This is a genomic window from Proteus columbae, from assembly GCF_009914335.1.
In the GTDB taxonomy this organism is placed as follows: domain Bacteria; phylum Pseudomonadota; class Gammaproteobacteria; order Enterobacterales; family Enterobacteriaceae; genus Proteus.
Genome location: NZ_CP043925.1, coordinates 1,021,557 through 1,037,571 on the forward strand (window position 1 = coordinate 1,021,557; position 16,015 = coordinate 1,037,571).

Below are 16,015 nucleotides of genomic sequence, written 5' to 3' on the forward strand. Positions count from 1 at the left end.
AAAATATTAGATGTATCAAGTCTTGAAGAGTGAACAACAAAAGTAAATTCATTTATGAATAGCTAAGTTTTCGATTTCTTTGAGCATCAAACACTTTTAATTGAAGAGTTTGATCATGGCTCAGATTGAACGCTGGCGGCAGGCCTAACACATGCAAGTCGAGCGGTAACAGGAGAAAGCTTGCTTTCTTGCTGACGAGCGGCGGACGGGTGAGTAATGTATGGGGATCTGCCCGATAGAGGGGGATAACTACTGGAAACGGTAGCTAATACCGCATGACGTCTACGGACCAAAGCAGGGGCTCTTCGGACCTTGCGCTATCGGATGAACCCATATGGGATTAGCTAGTAGGTGAGGTAATGGCTCACCTAGGCGACGATCTCTAGCTGGTCTGAGAGGATGATCAGCCACACTGGGACTGAGACACGGCCCAGACTCCTACGGGAGGCAGCAGTGGGGAATATTGCACAATGGGCGCAAGCCTGATGCAGCCATGCCGCGTGTATGAAGAAGGCCTTAGGGTTGTAAAGTACTTTCAGTTGGGAGGAAGGCGTTGATGCTAATATCATCAGCGATTGACGTTACCAACAGAAGAAGCACCGGCTAACTCCGTGCCAGCAGCCGCGGTAATACGGAGGGTGCAAGCGTTAATCGGAATTACTGGGCGTAAAGCGCACGCAGGCGGTTGATTAAGTTAGATGTGAAATCCCCGGGCTTAACCTGGGAATGGCATCTAAGACTGGTCAGCTAGAGTCTTGTAGAGGGGGGTAGAATTCCATGTGTAGCGGTGAAATGCGTAGAGATGTGGAGGAATACCGGTGGCGAAGGCGGCCCCCTGGACAAAGACTGACGCTCAGGTGCGAAAGCGTGGGGAGCAAACAGGATTAGATACCCTGGTAGTCCACGCTGTAAACGATGTCGATTTGGAGGTTGTTCCCTTGAGGAGTGGCTTCCGGAGCTAACGCGTTAAATCGACCGCCTGGGGAGTACGGCCGCAAGGTTAAAACTCAAATGAATTGACGGGGGCCCGCACAAGCGGTGGAGCATGTGGTTTAATTCGATGCAACGCGAAGAACCTTACCTACTCTTGACATCCAGCGAATCCTTTAGAGATAGAGGAGTGCCTTCGGGAACGCTGAGACAGGTGCTGCATGGCTGTCGTCAGCTCGTGTTGTGAAATGTTGGGTTAAGTCCCGCAACGAGCGCAACCCTTATCCTTTGTTGCCAGCGCGTGATGGCGGGAACTCAAAGGAGACTGCCGGTGATAAACCGGAGGAAGGTGGGGATGACGTCAAGTCATCATGGCCCTTACGAGTAGGGCTACACACGTGCTACAATGGCAGATACAAAGAGAAGCGACCTCGCGAGAGCAAGCGGAACTCATAAAGTCTGTCGTAGTCCGGATTGGAGTCTGCAACTCGACTCCATGAAGTCGGAATCGCTAGTAATCGTAGATCAGAATGCTACGGTGAATACGTTCCCGGGCCTTGTACACACCGCCCGTCACACCATGGGAGTGGGTTGCAAAAGAAGTAGGTAGCTTAACCTTCGGGAGGGCGCTTACCACTTTGTGATTCATGACTGGGGTGAAGTCGTAACAAGGTAACCGTAGGGGAACCTGCGGTTGGATCACCTCCTTACCTAAGAGATACGTGTTATGTGCAGTGCTCACACAGATTGTCTGATGAAGAACGAGCAGAAATACCGGTATAGGCTTGTAGCTCAGGTGGTTAGAGCGCACCCCTGATAAGGGTGAGGTCGGTGGTTCAAGTCCACTCAGGCCTACCACTTTTCCTTTATGCTGTGTTGTGAAGCAACTCGTTTACTTTAAGTAAACTTCGTTACTCCATGCCTTGCCTAAAGAAAAAGCTTCTTTTATAAAGAAGAAAAGGAGTGGTTATACAGGTATTAAGAATGCATTATGGGGCTATAGCTCAGCTGGGAGAGCGCCTGCCTTGCACGCAGGAGGTCAGCGGTTCGATCCCGCTTAGCTCCACCATAATTTCTTGAATATAAAACAATAATTCAGAGTATATTAGCAATAGTATACTGCGAATTATTTTGCTCTTTAACAATCTGGAACAAGCTGAAAAATTGAAAACAAATCAATATATCACCGAGGTATATTGATGAGTCTCTCAAAATCTCAGACCTTGAATGTGTGATACTCCAAGGCGAGTGTCATGAGCGAGCAACAGCAATTCTAGGCGGACAGCGCGCAGTAAGCGCAGCATACATAAGTATGTGAGCATTACGAGCACTGCCCAACAACGAATTGATGCTTGTGTAGCCATGACCTTTAAAGTCGTCTTCGAGAGAAACACCTTCGGGTTGTGAGGTTAAGCGAATAAGCGTACACGGTGGATGCCTAGGCAATCAGAGGCGATGAAGGACGTGCTAATCTGCGATAAGCGTCGGTAAGGTGATATGAACCGTTATACCCGACGATTTCCGAATGGGGAAACCCAATATCCAATGGATATTATCATTAACTGAATACATAGGTTAATGAAGCGAACCGGGAGAACTGAAACATCTCAGTACCCCGAGGAAAAGAAATCAACCGAGATTCCCCTAGTAGCGGCGAGCGAACGGGGAACAGCCCAGAGTCTTAATCAATAGCAGCATCAGGAGAACGGTCTGGAAAGTCCGGCAGTAAAGGGTGATAGCCCCGTATCTGAAGATGCTGTTATTGTGAACTCGACGAGTAGGGCGGGACACGTGTTATCCTGTCTGAATATGGGGGGACCATCCTCCAAGGCTAAATACTCCTGATTGACCGATAGTGAACCAGTACCGTGAGGGAAAGGCGAAAAGAACCCCGGCGAGGGGAGTGAAAAAGAACCTGAAACCGTGTACGTACAAGCAGTAGGAGCCTCTTCGTGAGGTGACTGCGTACCTTTTGTATAATGGGTCAGCGACTTATATTCTGTAGCAAGGTTAACCGAATAGGGGAGCCGTAGGGAAACCGAGTCTTAACTGGGCGAATGAGTTGCAGGGTATAGACCCGAAACCCGGTGATCTATCCATGGGCAGGTTGAAGGTTGGGTAACACTAACTGGAGGACCGAACCGACTAATGTTGAAAAATTAGCGGATGACTTGTGGATGGGGGTGAAAGGCCAATCAAACCGGGAGATAGCTGGTTCTCCCCGAAAGCTATTTAGGTAGCGCCTCGTGAACTCATCTTCGGGGGTAGAGCACTGTTTCGACTAGGGGGTCATCCCGACTTACCAACTCGATGCAAACTACGAATACCGAAGAATGTTATCACGGGAGACACACGGCGGGTGCTAACGTTCGTCGTGAAGAGGGAAACAACCCAGACCGCCAGCTAAGGTCCCAAAGTCATAGTTAAGTGGGAAACGAAGTGGGAAGGCTCAGACAGCCAGGATGTTGGCTTAGAAGCAGCCATCATTTAAAGAAAGCGTAATAGCTCACTGGTCGAGTCGGCCTGCGCGGAAGATGTAACGGGGCTAAACTATGCACCGAAGCTGCGGCAGCGATATGTAAATATTGTTGGGTAGGGGAGCGTTCTGTAAGCCTGTGAAGGTGTGCTGTGAGGCATGCTGGAGGTATCAGAAGTGCGAATGCTGACATAAGTAACGATAATGCGGGTGAAAAACCCGCACGCCGGAAGACCAAGGGTTCCTGTCCAACGTTAATCGGGGCAGGGTGAGTCGACCCCTAAGGCGAGGCTGAAAAGCGTAGTCGATGGGAAACGGGTTAATATTCCCGTACTGGTGGTAACTGCGATGGGGGAACGGAGAAGGCTAGGTTGTCCGGGCGACGGTCGTCCCGGTTCAAGCATGTAGGCAGAGTGATTAGGCAAATCCGGTCACTTAATGCTGAGGTGTGATGACGAGCCACTAAGGTGGTGAAGCAATTGATGCCCTGCTTCCAGGAAAAGCCTCTAAGCTTCAGGTTACCAACAATCGTACCCCAAACCGACACAGGTGGTCAGGTAGAGAATACTCAGGCGCTTGAGAGAACTCGGGTGAAGGAACTAGGCAAAATGGTGCCGTAACTTCGGGAGAAGGCACGCTGGCGGTAAGTGAAGTCCCTTGCGGACGGAGCCGAAGCCAGTCGAAGATACCAGCTGGCTGCAACTGTTTATTAAAAACACAGCACTGTGCAAACACGAAAGTGGACGTATACGGTGTGACGCCTGCCCGGTGCTGGAAGGTTAATTGATGGGGTTATCCGTAAGGAGAAGCTCTTGATCGAAGCCCCAGTAAACGGCGGCCGTAACTATAACGGTCCTAAGGTAGCGAAATTCCTTGTCGGGTAAGTTCCGACCTGCACGAATGGCGTAATGATGGCCAGGCTGTCTCCACCCGAGACTCAGTGAAATTGAACTCGCTGTGAAGATGCAGTGTACCCGCGGCAAGACGGAAAGACCCCGTGAACCTTTACTATAGCTTGACACTGAACATTGAGCCTTGATGTGTAGGATAGGTGGGAGACTTAGAAGTGTGGACGCCAGTCTGCATGGAGTCAACCTTGAAATACCACCCTTTAACGTTTGATGTTCTAACCTAGGCCCATAATCTGGGTCGGGGACCGTGTCTGGTGGGTAGTTTGACTGGGGCGGTCTCCTCCTAAAGAGTAACGGAGGAGCACGAAGGTTGGCTAAGCATGGTCGGACATCATGCGGTTAGTGCAAAGGCATAAGCCAGCTTGACTGTGAGAGTGACGGCTCGAGCAGGTACGAAAGTAGGTCTTAGTGATCCGGTGGTTCTGAATGGAAGGGCCATCGCTCAACGGATAAAAGGTACTCCGGGGATAACAGGCTGATACCGCCCAAGAGTTCATATCGACGGCGGTGTTTGGCACCTCGATGTCGGCTCATCACATCCTGGGGCTGAAGTAGGTCCCAAGGGTATGGCTGTTCGCCATTTAAAGTGGTACGCGAGCTGGGTTTAGAACGTCGTGAGACAGTTCGGTCCCTATCTGCCGTGGGCGTTGGAAGATTGAGAGGGGTTGCTCCTAGTACGAGAGGACCGGAGTGAACGCACCACTGGTGTTCGGGTTGTCATGCCAATGGCATTGCCCGGTAGCTAAGTGCGGAAGAGATAACCGCTGAAAGCATCTAAGCGGGAAACTTGCCTCGAGATGAGTCTTCCCTGTCACCTAGAGTGACCTAAAGGAACGTTTAAGACTAAGACGTTGATAGGCTGGGTGTGTAAGCGTAGCGATACGTTGAGCTAACCAGTACTAATGAACCGTGAGGCTTAACCTGACAACACCGAAGGTGTTTTGTCTGAGAGACGAACATCGATGAAGTAAGCTTGTTTAAGATTGAATATTGCTGGTTACTGAGAAAGAAACAACAGTAACGGGTAATGATACCGAATTTGCTTGGCGGCCATAGCGCAGCGGACCCACCTGAATCCATGCCGAACTCAGAAGTGAAACGTTGTAGCGCCGATGGTAGTGTGGGGTCTCCCCATGTGAGAGTAGGGAACTGCCAGGCATTAAATAAGACGAGAAAGCCAACCCAATGGGTTGGCTTTTTTGCGTTTGGGGTTTCTCTGTCTCTATTTTATTTTTGAGGAATAAAACACTATTTTAATTGCTGATAAAACAATGAACCCGCCGCAGCTCCCGCAATATCGTAAGCAAAATCATGCCAGCTCCAGCCAGTACCTTTCGGACGACTATCATAAAGCTCTTTTGTTGCACCTAAACTAATCGAAAACGAGAGCCCAATTAATAATCCCTCTCTATGACCATAATTTTGATGATCTGCATACGCATTTGCGCCCGCTGAAGCAGCCATAGAAAATAAAAAATGTTGAGCTTTATCTTTGCCTTGCCAATTATCATTGGCAAAATGAAATGACTGGCAACCCGTTAAAGTCATTATTGATAATAAAATGATCAGAGAACCACATTTAAGCCTTAGTTTCATAAAAAATAAAAGCCTTTTCACTGATAAAAATATTTTAATATAAGTGCTTATTAAGTATAGAAGATAATTTTAGAAAACAAAAAAGCCTTACTGATATTTAAGTAAGGCTTTAAGACGGGAAGCGTTAGCGTTTAAAGTATACGGCTAATTAATCTATCAACACGAATACGTCGTAATCGTTTGATTAATTTCTTCACTTTTAGAGGATAAAGTTTAATATTTTCTAGATCTTGGTAATGTTTTACGACAATAGTATGTTGGCGAATACAGGCTAACTCATTGTGTCGTTGCTCATGTAATTCATGTTTAGGATCATGAATTAATATGGCATTTTCTAAATCTAATCCCCATGCACGCGGATTAAGATTATTACCAGTAATTAATTGCCAGCTATCATCAACCCACATGCCTTTTAGGTGATAGGTATTATCGTTATCTTTCCAAAGTCTTACTGTTAATTGGTCATTATCAATAAAGCGTTGGAAACGTTGGGTAAATTTACGCAGATTGATCTCATAGAGATAAGGTAGAGCACCAATAATTTTAAATGGCTCTTCTGGTGGAATATAGAAGTCATTTGCAGTTTTATCACCAATAATAATTTCGACTTGCTTGCCATTTCTTAATAAATGACTGATTTGACGTACAAGGATCGCAGGTAAATTAAAATAAGGTGTACAAATAACAAGCTTTTCTTCAGTAGAAGCCATAAGGTGAGAAATTGTCTTATTTAAGATATTTTTCTTACCTAAACCCATTAAAGGTGTTACTGCCAGCTCGTTGTTAGAAGCATTGGCTTTAATATCATAGCCATCACGAGTGCGTAAATTGAAACGAAATTGACGAATACAGTTTTTAATTTCGGCACAACGAACTCTATCTTTGATATCCAATCGTTGAATCGCTTCTGATTGCAAAAGATCAGTCACAATAAACTGCTTCATTGTGGAGGCTAATTCGCTATTTTGGATGATGTGATATCTGTCATAACGATATTTATCCAGTTTGTGCAAATAAACATTATTAATACTTGCGCCACTATAGATAACCGTATCATCAAAGATAAAGCCTTTAAGGTGTAATACACCTAATGCTTCACGAGTGTTTACGGGAATACCGTAAATAGGGATCTCGACATCAGGGTGTTGCTGTGCAACGTGGTAGTACCAATCAGCATTCGTTGCATCAGCAGAGACACCAATACGCCCACGTTGAGCACGGTGCCAGTCAACAATAACTGTAATGGCTAATTCAGGACGTTGTTGTTTTGCGCTGTAAAGCGCATCAAGGATCTCTTCACCAGCCTCATCGTGCTCTAGGTAAAGAGCCGTAATAAAGATCTCTTTCTTTGCTTGAGCAATATATTTCAATAAGGTGCTGCGAAACGCGGACGTCTGATAAAGCGTTTCAACATCAGCAACTGACTGAGCTAATTTAGGCAGTTGTGCAAGGTGTTGTTGATGCTTAGCAAGTTTTAGTTTAGACAACATCACAGTGCTTAATTCTCTTGTTTATGATGGCAGATGGAGCCATCGTCCATGTAGATTTTCTTTAACCGATCTTCTGATCATAACATTAGTTATATGGGATGTACGCATAAAATCATCATATATAGCTAATTTATCAAAGGATGCGTGAACAATCACATAAAGAAACTTTCTCTTATGATTATAGCGTTGGGCTATCTTTTGATGTTCCAAGCTGTAAATCAAGATTGACTATTCCTTCATCAAATTGTACTTCAACAGAAAATCCTAGTTTTTTCGCTAAACTTATCATATTGCGATTCTCAGGCATGGTTATCGCGGTCAAACGTTTAATGCCATGTTCTCTAGTATAGTTGATAAGTTTAGTCATAAGTTGATGACCTAAAGTATTTCCTTTTAAATCAGAACGCACAAGAATAGCAAATTCTGCATGCTGATTATCCGGATCTGCCATTGCACGGGCAACACCAATGATTTCAGGCCGATCTTCTGGATTTCGGATTGCAACAAAAGCCATTTCTCGATCGTAGTCAATTTGGGTCATATTCGCGAGATCGTCATGCGTAAACTCACTGATCTCACTAAAATAGCGATAATAAAGATCTTCTTTTGTTACTTGGTTTATAAAGGTTTTAAGTAACGGTTCATCTTCCGGCAAAATAGGGCGGATAAAGCAAGGATTGTTATCTCTTAGAAAGAAGGTTTCTTCTAATTCATTGGGATAAGGGCGAATAGAGAGCCTTTGATGAGGATCGCCTTGTAGAGGCGCTAACTCCATCGCGACATCGAGTAGCGTAAAATCATTACCTGAAGCCAGTAGAGGATGAATATCCAATCTGACAATTTGTGGACAATCTAAAAGTAAGTGAGAAACCTGCACCAAAAAATGGCTTAGACTTAATATATTTAGAGGCTGTAAAGCGCTTCTAGGCTGTATTTTTCCGCTTTTTATCGCATTAATAACTAGATAACGGGCAAGCGCCATATTAAGAGGTGGTAAAGCAACTGCAGCTTTAGTTTCTATTTGCCACTCAACTCCCCCTTCACCTAATACAATTAATGGACCAAAAATAGGATCTTGCTCGATTGCGACTCGTAGTTCTTGAGAGCCAGCTCTATTCGCCATACTTTGCACCAATAAACCCTGAATTTGTGCTTGAGGGTAGAGTTCTGTAACACGCTCTATAATAGCATGAGCTGCTGATGATACTTCTGTACTGTCTCGAAGATAAAGCATAACACCTTGTACTTCGGACTTATGAGGGATATCAGGAGAACGCAATTTCAGCGCAACAGGATAACCAATCTTTTCAGCAATATTGACAGCTTCTTGTGCATTATGGGCAATCCAAGTAGGAAGAGTATTAAAGCCGTAAGCTTCCATAATTGGCTGAACTTGGTGTGTGTCTAATCGATATTGCTTATTTTTTAATGCCTCTTCAATGCAACGATGTGCTTGTTGCGTATTCATTTTGACATCTAAAGGTAATGCCGGTGTCTCTTTTAACTGCTTCTGGTTACGGCGATACTCCACCATATGCATAAATGCGGTGACGGCACCTTCAGGTGTTCGATAGGTTGGAATTCCTGCTTCACTAAATAATTTGCGTGATTGCTGAGAGGAATACTCTCCCCCCCAGTTAGTGAAAACGGTAAGCCATTTACGTCGAGGATGTTTATTGATGGCTTCTATGACTCGTTGCGCAGTTTCAATGCTAGGAGCAATGGCACTCGGTGTGTGAATAAGGAGTAAAGCATCGTGATCATGGCTATCTAACAAACAATTCAATGCCAAAATATAACGTTCAACCGTTGTATCATCACCTAAGTTTAGCGGGTTGCGAATGGCATTTTCTTCTTGAATAACACTTTGTAGTTTTTGTTTTGTTTCATCTGTAAGTTGTGCGAGCTTTCCTGAATGCAAAAATAGCTCATCAACTGCCATTGCAGCAGGTGCAGAGCCATTACTCATAATCATTAATCTTTCGCCTTTTAAAGGCGTCATATAGCTAAGTGTTTCAACGGCAGAAAACATCTCATGGGTATCTTGTACTCGTAATAAACCCGCACGTTGAAAAGCGGCATCATAAGCCACGTCATAACTAGGTGTATCGCCCAATAACAGTTGAGCTTTTTGAGTACGACCACTTTTTATCACCAGAATGGGTTTATTACGCGAAGCACTACGAGATGCTGACATAAATCGTCGTGCATCTTTTATATGTTCGAGATGCAATAAAATAGCACTGGTTTTACTGTCTCTTGCCAGAAAATCTAATAAGTCATCGACTTGGATATCTTGATTATCACCTAGCGCAATAAAATAGGAAAAGCCGATATTACGATAATAAGCCCAATCTAAAATCGTGTTGGCGACAGCCGCTGATTGCGAAATAAAAGCTAACTTTCCTTTTTTAACTGGAAGAGGTGAAAAGCTGGCATTTAAACCTTGCCACGGTGCTAAAAGCCCCAAACTATTTGGGCCAAGTAAACGGATATGATATTGCTGACAAAGTAATTTTATTGGCTGAAATTGTTCAGGTTGTGCAGAAAGCACAATCACGGCTTTGCAACCAGATCCACCTAATTGTTTTAGTAACTCAAGGTTGCGGCGATGATGTGTACAAATAATCGCGAGATCAGGAACTTGAGGCAATTTATCAATAGAAGGATAAGTGAAAACACCAGAGACAGAGCCACGAGAAGGATTAATCGGAAATACTGGGCCATTAAATCCACCACTGAGCAAATTTTTCATCATGGTGGTTCCTGCTCGACCTAATTTTTCAGAGGCACCGATCACCGCAATAGATTTAGGACGTAATAGTGCTTCAAGACCTCGTTGGCTCATATCCACTCCAGAGTTTCATTATCAACTGCTATTCAATGTAGCTGATTTGATCTTCTTTTGCCTGACTCCGGTCTGGTTTTCCAAGTAAATATTGTTGACGAAAGTAACTAAAATGAGAAAAAAGTTGTTGTGAGGCTTGAATATCGCCGACATTCTCTAAAATAGAAGCTGCAACTTCTGCTGTACAATGTTGATCTTCCCTTGCTGCTTGGCGAAGTATGTACTCACATTTACTTGCCTCATTTAAAGAAAAAAGGGGTAATGAATTGAGATAAGGGCTTTTGCGAAACATTTTGCGTGCTTCACTCCAAGTGCCATCAAGGAGAATAAACAAAGGTGGTTTGCTATTTGCAGGGAGTTGGTTGTATACAACACGTTCATTTGACGCATAGCTTTCAGGGAAGACAACATAAGCTTGCCTATCTGGTGTATTGATTAGATCAAGCAAGGCTTGTTCTGGAGCGGTTCGGGACCATAAAAAAGCCTGCGTGTTTGGCAATACATCGGCAATTAATTTCCCCGTATTACTTGGCTTCATCACTTCGGTATCATACATCAATAAACAAAATTGGCTTTTTGCAGGTTGATTGACAATCGTGTCACAAAGACATTGTTTTTCAGGTAATAAGCAAAAAGAGCAACGTTTTGTACGAAAACCTCGTGCTTTAAAAGGGCGAGTCGAAATCGAAAGTCGATATTGACGAAGTCGAAATACTGCATTGTCACGCATAACAGATTGACCAATACTCATAAAAAAGAATCGAATATTATCATGTTCAAAACAAACAAACTATTCAGTATGTTTTTATCATAAAAATCATACTGATATATTGGTTATGTATGAGATGGAGTTAATTATCAATTGATCCTGATTAGTTTATCGATTCCTGTGCGTGATTCTCTCGGTGACAGTTGCTAAACTATCATGTAATCTGCGCCCCTATTGCAGTTGGAGAGACAAATGAACGATTCTTATGAAGGTAAAAACGGCAAGGTAAAAGTAATGTATGTCCGTAGTGAGGACAATGCCGATAATAAACCTAAAAAACCATCCCGCCGTCCTGAAAATGGTCGTGGTGATAGCCGTGATAACAAACGCGGTGATAACCGTGACGACAAAAATCGTGATAATAGACGTGGTGATAACCGCGACGATAAAAATCGCGATAACAGACGTGGTGATAACAAATTTTCTCGTCGTGATGACCGCGGTGCAGGTAAGCCTTCAGGGCGTGGCGCATCACGTAATGAATCAAAACCTTCTCGTGATAGCGAAGGCGGAAGTTTTTCTCCATGGAAAACAGTTTCTCGCCCCGCTGGCGAAGAGGCAATTAAAGAGCACGATGGCATTACTGGTAAGAGCCAAATCGATCCTGAACAGTTGCGCCGCCAACGTTTAGAAGAAACGCGCATTTATGGTGAAAATGCGTGTCAGGCTATGTTTAAAAATCGTCCTGATGCCATTGTTCGCGCTTGGTTTTTACAAGATGTGACACCACGTTTTCGTGATGCACTAAAATGGATGGCTGCAAATCGTAAAGCCTATCATGTTGTTGAAGAAGAAGAGATGGTCAAAGCCGCTCGTACCGATCACCATGGTGGCGTATGCTTCTTAATTAAAAAACGTGTTGGTCATGATGCAGAAACCTATTTGAAAGATGCACCTGAACATGATTGTGTTTTAGCACTTGAAGATGTGGGAAATCCACATAACGTCGGTGCAATTATGCGTAGTTGTGCGCACTTTGGTGTGAAAGGGGTTATCTCTCCTGATTCCGCTGTATTAGAATCTGGTGCTGCTGTTCGTACCGCAGAAGGTGGTGCTGAATATATCCAAGGTATTGATGCTGATAACTTTGCTCAAACTTTAGATAAATTTAAAAAAGCGGGTTATACGCTGGTGGCAACATCAAGCCATAAAGGCAGTGTGCCATTATCAAAAGCACAGTTACCAGCGAAAATGGTACTGATCTTAGGTCAAGAGAAAGATGGCTTAAGTGAAAGCACATTAAATCAAGGTGATATGAGCATTTACATCGGTGGTACTGGGCACGTTGAAAGCTTAAACGTCTCAGTGGCTTCTGGTGTGTTATTAGCAGAATGGTGGCGTCAGCACCAAGGCTAATCGCTTTATTGCTTTAAAGAATAATATAAAAAATCCCGCTTAAGCATTATGCTTTTTAAGCGGGATTTTTATTTATAAGATCTACGCTAATAGCATTATTTTCCTGGTGAGAATGGCGGTTTAGCAAACCAGACCACAATCATCATGATAAGAAAAATACCTGCAGCTAACCAAAAAATTTCATTGGCTGAAATAATCAATCCCTGTTCTGTAATAGTCTTAGCTAAATACGCTGACGCTTGTTCATTTGAAAGACCAAGATCATTCATTTGTTGGTACGCCATTTGCGAATCAGGATCGAGTGGATTAATTTTTTCTACAAAGGTTTCATGGTGAAGTGATTCTCTTTGTGTCCAAATTGTTGTGGTTAACGATGCGCCAATTGCCCCTGCCAATGTTCTTAAGAAGTTCGAAAGACTTGATGCTGATGCCATTTTTTCTGGTGGTAACCCAGATAATGTCATTGTCGTTAATGGCATAAAGAAACACGCAACTGCTAAACCTTGCCAGAATTGTGGCCATGCCACAGTGGCAAAGTCCATTCCTGGTTCGAAGGTATAAGCTCGCCAATAAAAACACACAGAAAACATAATAAAGCTAAAGCTGATGATATAACGTAAATCCACTTTACCACCAAACTTACCTATAATTGGTGTGATAATTAAAGGCAATAAACCTACGGATGCTGATGCTAATCCAGCCCATGTTGCTGTATAGCCAAAGACTTCTTGTAAAAGTAGTGGCAGTAAAACAATAGTACCAAAATAGATCATATAGGCGAGGCTGAGTGTGACGCAACCAATGGTAAAGTTTCGACTCTTAAAGAGTGAAAGATCTATCACTGGATGATCGTCTGTTAACTCCCAAACAATTAAGAAGCTAAGTGCGACCACCGCCACAATAGTGAGGACTATAATTTCTGTCGAATTAAACCAATCCAGCTCTTTCCCCTGATCGAGCATGATTTGCAAAGCGCCTATACCCACGACGAGTAAAACAAGGCCAATGGTATCTATTGGTTTAATTTCAGTTTTTGTTTCGCGCCCAGATAAGGTGTTTGATATACACATAATAATCAACACACCAAATGGAACGTTAATAAAGAATATCCATCCCCAATGATAGTTATCGCTGATGTAACCACCTAAGATAGGGCCTAAAATCGGTGCAACAACAATAGTCACTGACCATAGTGCAAGCGCCATATTTCGTTTTGCTGGTGGATAGTTATTCAATAACAAACTTTGTGACAAAGGAATAAGTGGTCCAGCTACTAAACCTTGAAGCACTCGAAAGAAAATAAGCATTTCAAGACTTTGCGAAATACCACAAAGCCAAGAGGTTAACGCAAAAAGTGCCGTTGACCACATAAAGAGTCGAACTTCACCAATACGTTTTGCTAACCAACCTGTAATTGGAATAGAAATAGCATTCGCCACACCAAAAGAGGTAATAACCCAAGTCCCCTGTGAGTTAGAGGCACCTAAGTTTCCTGCAATAGTTGGAATGGCTACGTTAGCGATTGTAGAATCGAGAACTTGCATAAAGGTTGCCAACGCAAGGGCGATGGTCATTAAAGCAAGTTTTCCTCCTTGTAATGGCTCTTTGATCACCTTTACACCTCGCCTTTATTGTCCTGCATTTTGTTCAATGATTTCATTGATCAGTTTATTAATCTCTGACATATCAATTGTTAAAGCATCAGTATGGTAAGCAGGTGTTTGGCGTTCGCTGTGTGATAATACTTTTCCATCAAGGTTAATCGTATCGACAGTCACTTCAGAAGAAAGACCAATACGTAGTGGTTTTTCCGCTAATTCTTTTTCATCTAATGAAATACGAACGGGTAAACGTTGAACGACTTTTATCCAGTTACCACTGGCATTTTGCGCAGGTAATAATGAGAAAGCACTCCCTGTTCCCATATCTAAACCTAATACCGTACCGTGATAAATGACTTTTTTGCCATAAAAATCAGTTGTGATTTTTGCTGGTTGGCCAATACGCATATTGGCGAGCTGGGTTTCTTTAAAATTGGCATCAATCCACATACCTGTTACAGGAACAACGGCCATTAACGGTTTACCTGGTGAGACTTGTGCGCCAACTTGAACGCTACGACGTGAAACATAGCCATCTGTTGGGCTTAAAATTTTAGTACGTTCTAAGGCAAGCCATGCATTACGAACATCAGTTGATGCTTGTAAAACAGAGGGTTGTTTTGCAATTGGTGTATTTAATATAATTGCCTGATTAGCATTATATTGCTCTCTTGCAACTTCTAAAGCCGCTCTTGCAGTAGAAACAGCTTCTCTGGCATGTTGAAGTTCTTCTTTACCAATAACATTGCGTTCGCCTAAAACTTCACGGCGACGAAGATCATTCTGTAATTTAGTGAGCTCTGTTTCGCGTAAAACGATGTTTGCTTTTAATTGACGGCCGTTGATGATTTGCTGATGCATTTGGCGAACACTATTAGCTAATGCTGTTTTTGCTTTTTCTAATGCCAGTTTTTCATCACTTGAATCTAATAAAACTAAGGGTTCACCTGCTTTTACAAAATCAGTGTTATCCACATAAACGGTGGTAACAGAACCAGAAATCTGTGGCATCACCATGATTTGATTGCCAGTCACATAAGCATTATCTGTTGTTTCATGATGTCTTAGCACCAAAAACCAATAAGCTGTGTAAGCTGCGCCAGCAACAATAAATAGGATAGTTAGCAACAGTAGAACATTTCGGCGAGTTCGTTTTTTATTGCGAATGGGAGCCTGAGGGGGGGTATTTTCCTCATTAACACTCATTTAGAAGATCTCCATAAAACCAGAAAAACATCATTAGATATGTTTCCAGTATTAAAACTGGAAACATAATTATAAAGTCAATCTTAGAATAATTATTAGCGTGAAGGTAAATTATAAATGCTAATGGGTAAGTATGTTTGCCGATTTATGTCGTAAATAGGATTAGATCAATAAAACTATTTATTATGCAACTTATTCACAATCTTTTTCAGCCAAAGTATCTAATTGTAATAATAACTTACGCATTAGCGTTTCAAGCTGTCTTTGTTCGGATTGATCTAATACAGACCAGATTTGTTTTAAACACTGATGCTGCGGTGGTAATAAGCTATTTAAAAACTCTTCACCTGCATCAGTTAAATGTAGATGTAAACAACGGCGGTCATTATGACTTTCACGACGTTCAATCCAACCTTGCTTTTCAAGTTCATCAGCAATACGGGTTGCATTTGTTCTTGAAGAGCCCAAAGCTGCACTTAATTCTGATGGTTGAATACTACGATTTTCTGTCGTATCTAAAATCATTAGTGCCATAAATAATGTCTCGTTAATACCTTGAGACTTCAACATATTATTACGACTTTCAAGAAGTTTGCTTTGAACATGCATAGAAAGGCGAGTTAACAAAATTTCTTGATAAGGAATATCTTTGTTAAGCGATTTCTGTTGTGTAGCGCGAGTGTTTAGTAATTCTTCTGTTGGCGTAAATGAGCTTTCCATTTTTAGACACCTTGTTAGTTTCGAAAATTAGGATAATTTTGTTATCAACATGTTAAATAGTATATTAAACACACAATTTAGCAATTTTTATTATTTATAGTCACTATATTTT

At 42.7% G+C, this 16,015-nt stretch carries 8 protein-coding genes, 2 tRNA genes and 3 rRNA genes; 6 read left to right on the forward strand and 7 right to left on the reverse strand.

The annotated features are described in order from the left end of the window. Positions 1-97: 97 nt before the first annotated feature. The 5 genes from F1325_RS04730 (at position 98) to rrf (ending at position 5,475) form a co-directional block, all read left to right on the forward strand. Positions 98-1,640: ribosomal RNA gene (locus tag F1325_RS04730) — 16S ribosomal RNA — on the forward strand. A gap of 71 nt (positions 1,641-1,711) precedes the next feature. Then, positions 1,712-1,788: transfer RNA gene (locus tag F1325_RS04735), tRNA-Ile, on the forward strand. 135 nt (positions 1,789-1,923) lie between these two features. Beyond that, a tRNA-Ala gene (locus F1325_RS04740) sits at positions 1,924-1,999 on the forward strand. 338 nt (positions 2,000-2,337) lie between these two features. Further along, positions 2,338-5,241 (forward strand): 23S ribosomal RNA (locus tag F1325_RS04745). Between the two features lie 118 nt (positions 5,242-5,359). Beyond that, positions 5,360-5,475 (forward strand): 5S ribosomal RNA (gene rrf / locus F1325_RS04750). Together the 16S, 23S and 5S rRNA genes with 2 tRNA genes alongside form the textbook arrangement of a ribosomal RNA operon. Positions 5,476-5,565: 90 nt before the next feature. On the opposite strand, the gene F1325_RS04755 is transcribed toward rrf, so the two are convergent. The 4 genes from F1325_RS04755 to F1325_RS04770 all read right to left on the reverse strand — a co-directional run bounded on the left by F1325_RS04755 (position 5,566) and on the right by F1325_RS04770 (position 10,981). After that, complete coding sequence (locus F1325_RS04755; protein ID WP_109374054.1) at positions 5,566-5,913, reverse strand: YfiM family lipoprotein; 348 nt, start codon at positions 5,911-5,913, stop codon at positions 5,566-5,568. Between the two features lie 131 nt (positions 5,914-6,044). Continuing rightward, positions 6,045-7,403, reverse strand: a complete 1,359-nt coding sequence (gene pssA / locus F1325_RS04760; protein ID WP_109374055.1) for a CDP-diacylglycerol--serine O-phosphatidyltransferase — start codon at positions 7,401-7,403, stop codon at positions 6,045-6,047. 178 nt (positions 7,404-7,581) lie between these two features. Further along, positions 7,582-10,251, reverse strand: a complete 2,670-nt coding sequence (locus tag F1325_RS04765; RefSeq protein ID WP_160230056.1) for a bifunctional acetate--CoA ligase family protein/GNAT family N-acetyltransferase — start codon at positions 10,249-10,251, stop codon at positions 7,582-7,584. Positions 10,252-10,279: 28 nt separating this feature from the next. Then, positions 10,280-10,981, reverse strand: a complete 702-nt coding sequence (locus F1325_RS04770; RefSeq protein ID WP_109374107.1) for a tRNA-uridine aminocarboxypropyltransferase — start codon at positions 10,979-10,981, stop codon at positions 10,280-10,282. 231 nt (positions 10,982-11,212) lie between these two features. Here F1325_RS04770 and F1325_RS04775 point away from each other — a divergent pair, with 231 nt between their 5' ends. Further along, positions 11,213-12,376 (forward strand): tRNA/rRNA methyltransferase, encoded by a 1,164-nt coding sequence (locus F1325_RS04775; RefSeq protein ID WP_100159391.1) that lies wholly within the window; start codon positions 11,213-11,215, stop codon positions 12,374-12,376. A gap of 95 nt (positions 12,377-12,471) precedes the next feature. Here the strand turns inward: F1325_RS04775 and emrB are convergent, their stop codons facing one another. The 3 genes from emrB to mprA form a co-directional block, all read right to left on the reverse strand. Next, positions 12,472-13,989, reverse strand: coding sequence for a multidrug efflux MFS transporter permease subunit EmrB (emrB, locus tag F1325_RS04780; RefSeq protein ID WP_109374058.1), 1,518 nt, complete (start codon positions 13,987-13,989; stop codon positions 12,472-12,474). A gap of 15 nt (positions 13,990-14,004) precedes the next feature. Then, positions 14,005-15,183, reverse strand: a complete 1,179-nt coding sequence (gene emrA, locus F1325_RS04785; RefSeq protein WP_109374059.1) for a multidrug efflux MFS transporter periplasmic adaptor subunit EmrA — start codon at positions 15,181-15,183, stop codon at positions 14,005-14,007. A gap of 192 nt (positions 15,184-15,375) precedes the next feature. Next, complete coding sequence (mprA, locus tag F1325_RS04790; protein WP_075671530.1) at positions 15,376-15,903, reverse strand: transcriptional repressor MprA; 528 nt, start codon at positions 15,901-15,903, stop codon at positions 15,376-15,378. Positions 15,904-16,015 lie beyond the last annotated feature (112 nt).

Coding starts and splice junctions, on each gene's coding strand:
- F1325_RS04770 (WP_109374107.1), bottom strand. CDS start 10,981: ATGCGTGACAATGCAGTATTTCGACTTCGTCAATATCGACTTTCGATT.
- F1325_RS04765 (WP_160230056.1), bottom strand. CDS start 10,251: ATGAGCCAACGAGGTCTTGAAGCACTATTACGTCCTAAATCTATTGCG.
- pssA (WP_109374055.1), bottom strand. CDS start 7,403: ATGTTGTCTAAACTAAAACTTGCTAAGCATCAACAACACCTTGCACAA.
- F1325_RS04775 (WP_100159391.1), top strand. CDS start 11,213: ATGAACGATTCTTATGAAGGTAAAAACGGCAAGGTAAAAGTAATGTAT.
- mprA (WP_075671530.1), bottom strand. CDS start 15,903: ATGGAAAGCTCATTTACGCCAACAGAAGAATTACTAAACACTCGCGCT.
- F1325_RS04755 (WP_109374054.1), bottom strand. CDS start 5,913: ATGAAACTAAGGCTTAAATGTGGTTCTCTGATCATTTTATTATCAATA.
- emrA (WP_109374059.1), bottom strand. CDS start 15,183: ATGAGTGTTAATGAGGAAAATACCCCCCCTCAGGCTCCCATTCGCAAT.